This is a genomic window from Chitinophaga sp., assembly GCF_036569185.1.
Classification (GTDB): domain Bacteria; phylum Bacteroidota; class Bacteroidia; order Chitinophagales; family Chitinophagaceae; genus Chitinophaga.
The window spans coordinates 1-2,964 of record NZ_DATCRD010000103.1 but is presented as its reverse complement, the minus strand read 5'-3'; the positions used below and the strand labels follow the sequence as shown (position 1 = coordinate 2,964).

The 2,964-nt window shown below is 48.6% G+C and carries 1 protein-coding gene; it reads left to right on the top strand.

The window, feature by feature from the left end:
• Window positions 1-43: 43 nt before the first annotated feature.
• A partial coding sequence (locus VIM72_RS07760) for an RHS repeat-associated core domain-containing protein (protein ID WP_332002269.1) occupies window positions 44-2,964 on the top strand: 2,921 nt, incomplete at its 3' end.

The window sequence follows — 2,964 nt, the reverse complement described above, 5'->3', positions numbered from 1 at the left end:
TATTTACCGGTTTAATGCAAGACCGGCTCGGGACGGAAGTTGTATGCTTGCTGAAATCCGCAACCCCGCAGGGTTCCATATACAGTTCCGTTATAACGGTCACGGCTATCTGCAACAGATCATCGACAGCAGCAACCGTGTACTGCATGTAACTACAGATGAGCAGGGCCGCATTGAATGCATTCATACCCACAAAGCAGCCACCCGTATTAACCTGGTGCGTTACGCCTATGATGAGGCAGGGAACCTGGCAAGTACCACCAATGCACGGGATGTAAGCAAATACTTTTTTTACAAGGGACATCTACTGGTACGCCTCACCAACCAAACAGGAATGAACTTTTACTGGGAATACGACGGCAAAGGGGAAGATGCCCGTTGTACGCATACCTGGGGAGATGAAGGCGTACTGGAATATCATGCAAAGTATGAGAAAGGAAAAACAATCGTTACTAACGGTCTTGGACATACGACAGTATACTGTTACCACGAAAACCGGCTGATCTATAAAATCATTGATGGTAACGGGGGAACTACTTTACAGCATTATAATATTTACGAAGAATTGGAAGTAGTAATAGATCCTGCCGGTAATACTGAAAAGTATGAGTATGATGCCTATGGAAATAAAATAAAAGAAACCAATGGCAACGGTGAGTCGACCTTATTTTATTTTGATGAGGAACAACGGTTTACGGGCATTAAAACGCCCGGTGGCAGGAAAATGGAGCTAACCTATAACGAAGAAGGACTGGTAGTGAAGAAGAAGAACCTTGAGGGATTGGTAACCCGTTACAGGCATAACGGTCCTTTTGTTACGCAGGTGATCTATAAGAACGGTCGCACCTTTGAACTGGAATATGATGAACAACATAATCTCAGTGCAATCATCTCACCGGAAAAAACAGCACGGCGTTGGAAATATGATGAGCTGGGACAGCTGGTAAAAGAAACTACCGAAACCGGTTACTGGTATGCCTATGAGCACGATGCCGCCGGTAATGTTATCCTGGTGGAGGAAGCGGATGGCAACATACACCAGTTCACTTATGATGCGGCTGATAACCTGGTAAAGGCGGTAAATGGCCATCGCGAGGTAAGTTTTACCTACGGGCCACTGGGCGTGTTAACAGGAAGAAGTCAGCAGGGAGTGAAGGTCCGGTTTAATTACGACAGGGAACTGCAGTTGCGCAGTATCGCCAATGAAGGAGGTGAACTGTACCGGATGGAGCCGGACGCCAATGGAAATATCATCAATGAATGGGGTTTCGATGGCATACATTATCACTATGAACGGGATGGTGCAGGACGCGTGAAAAAAATAGTACGGCCGGATAATCGCTGGACCGTTTGTGAGTACGACGGTATAGGCCAATTGGTAAGAGAAGAATTCAGTGATGGCAGTGTTACTGCATACGGATATAACAAAGATGGTTTGCTGACCGGCGCCTTCAATGAAGACGGGGCAGTGACTATTCAGCGTGATGCTTATGGCCGTACTGTCAGCGAAGTACAGGGCGCTTATGAAGTAACACGCGAATATAATGAATGGGGAGAGCAGGTTTTCCTGGGAAGTAGCCTGGGCGCTGCTCTCCAGCTGGAGCATCATGCCGCTGGGTATGTGGAAAAAATGCAGGCAGCTCATGGACCGGATGGATCCTGGCAGGCGCAGTGGAAACATAACGAAAGCGGGCTGGAAATATTGAGACAGCTCTCCGGTGGAGTGACCGTACAAACGCAGCGCGATAAACAGGGAAGGGTAGTGCGGCAGTCGATCGGGGTACATAACATAGAGCAGCGTCGGATCCGCTATGACTGGGGGAAAAATACAAAGCTGCGCAGTATCGTGAATGAGCTGAGCGGTGCACAGGCGTTATTCTCTTACGATGAATTGGATAACCTGGTGAGTGGCAGTTACAGCCAACGCGGAGGCGGTATGGATATCGTTTACAGGATACCGGATAAGCTGGGGCATCTTTTCAGAACACCCGGCCGCAACGACCGTGTGTATGGTAAAGGCGGCCGCTTGCTGGAATGCCCTGACTATTTCTATTATTACGACGGGGAGGGAAATCTCATCTGTAAAGAATTCCGTCACAACCACCAGGTGGCGGAAGATAAGCAGGCATGGGCCAAAGCCAATAAAGTAGTATTGAAGGGAAGCCGCACTGGCTGGGTATATGAATGGAAGGCAAACGGGTGGCTGGGAAAAGTGATCACTCCTGCCGGGGGAGAAATTGTATTCAGTTATGACCCGCTGGGAAGACGTATTGCGAAAGTGAACAAACGGAAGCAGGAAGTAACCCGCTGGCTCTGGAACGGTAATGTGCCATTGCATGAATGGCGGTACACAGGTGATTATCCGCCACACCTGGAAGCCGTGGCCGACGGGGCATTGCAGATAGAACAGGAGCCGGTAGATAACCTGGTGACCTGGATATTTGAAGAAGGCTCCCTGGCGCCTTGTGCAAAACTTACAACAACAGGGGCGTACAGCATTATTGCAGATCACCTTGGCACACCGGTACATGCTTTTGATACATCGGGAAATAAAGTATGGGAGCGGGAACTGGATTGCTATGGAAAACTACGATACCTGCATGGCGATAAAACATTTTGTAATTATCTTTATCAGGGCCAGTATGAAGATGCAGAAACAGGCCTGAGCTATAACAGGTTCCGCTATTACGATTCGGGCAGTGGAATGTATATTTCCCAGGATCCTATCGGGTTGCTGGGCGGAATGAGATTGTATGGGTATGTACATGACCCCAATAGCTGGATAGATGTGTATGGCCTGGCTGGAGGCGCCGGCGCCGGATCAGGCCGTGGCTGGCTGAACTGGGCCAAGCAATGGCATGATAAACGCGCCGACGAAATATTCGGTAGCGGTAACAAGGGAAGGTCTATCAGCGGGCGTAATTATGATAAATATTATGACGGTAAAGATATTGAGTTCAAATC